The organism is Achromobacter sp. UMC46, from assembly GCF_014170335.1.
GTDB lineage: Bacteria > Pseudomonadota > Gammaproteobacteria > Burkholderiales > Burkholderiaceae_B > Achromobacter.
The window spans coordinates 1-1,321 of record NZ_LZZS01000010.1; the positions used below are offsets into that span (position 1 = coordinate 1).

The window sequence follows — 1,321 nt, forward strand, 5'->3', positions numbered from 1 at the left end:
CCAGCGTGAAGGCGAGCAGGGCGGCGGTGGCGGTCATGGTCGGAAGACGAGGGCACAGATGAAAAGGGGATGTCGATGTGGGCAAAAGCCCACGAGAAGTGTAACGCCGCAACCCGCCATTTAGCCCCGACGCCGGATGGGCGACGCGCGCGCAAGGGCGGCGCGCGGCACGCGGCGGCTTACGCATGGGGACTTTGCGCGCGCGTCGCCCATCCGGCGTCGGGGCTAAATGGCGGGTTGCGGCGTTACACTTCTCGTGGGCTTTTGCCCACATCGACATCCCCTTTTCATCTGTGCCCTCGTCTTCCGACCATGACCGCCACCGCCGCCCTGCTCGCCTTCACGCTGGCCGCCGCTATTCTCACAATCACGCCCGGGCTGGATACGGCACTTGTGTTGCGCACCGCCGCCGTCGAAGGCGGACGCCGGGCGTTGATGGCGGGGCTGGGTATTTGTGCGGGATGCCTGCTTTGGGGCGCCATTGCCGCTTTCGGCCTGGGGTCCCTGCTGGCCGTCTCCACATTGGCGTATGACACGCTGCGCATCTGCGCGGCCGTCTATTTGTTCTACCTGGGCGCCAAACTACTGTGGCGCACCCTGCCCGGCCGCAGCCCGGGCCCGCACGCGACGGCCTCTGATCCGGTCCCCCGCGGCGCGCCCGCTGCCACCAGCGCCACAGGCTGGTTTCTGCGTGGGTGTCTGACCAATGCCCTGAACCCGAAGGTGGGCATCTTCTACATCACGTTCCTGCCCCAGTTCATCCCCGCAGGCAGCAATGTGCTGACCTTCAGCCTATTACTGGCGGCCATCCACGCGCTCCTGGGTGTACTCTGGTTCGCCCTGCTGGTCGCCGCCACCCGCCCACTGGCAAGATGGCTGTCCCGCCCCGCCGTGATGCGCGGTTTGGACCGTATGACCGGTGCCGTGTTCATTGCGTTTGGATTGAAGCTGGCGCTGGAGAAGCGCTGAAGCGGGCGAGGCATGATGGGCTCCGCGCGTTGGGCGCCTCTGAATTAGGCAGGCCCTGCCGCGCTCTACCCCTCCTACGGGATGCGCCACACCGTCTCGGCGAGCGTGAAGCGTCATTGTCCCGCCGCAAGACGCTTGAACGCCAAAAAAGGCCGCCCGCGCGGCCGTCTTTGGCGGCCCCGCAAACTCCTTCACCCCTCCTGGCCCGGGGCAAAAACGCCAAGCACCCCGCCCTCCCCGATGGCCGACAGAGGCAATCGGTGGAGCAGTCGGCGCCGGGGTGGGGGCGGGCACGGGTCAACGATTGCGGTCCGGAGCCTTCGCTCCGGACGTCCCCGTCGTCATCTTCGTC

The 1,321-nt window shown here is 67.1% G+C and carries 1 protein-coding gene; it reads left to right on the forward strand.

Annotation, left to right across the window (positions count from 1 at the left end; all coding sequences use genetic code 11):
- Positions 1 to 312 precede the first annotated feature (312 nt).
- Positions 313 to 969: a LysE family translocator gene (locus A9973_RS12405; protein ID WP_183014076.1), complete on the forward strand. Its 657-nt coding sequence runs from the start codon at positions 313 to 315 to the stop codon at positions 967 to 969.
- Positions 970 to 1,321: the final 352 nt, after the last annotated feature.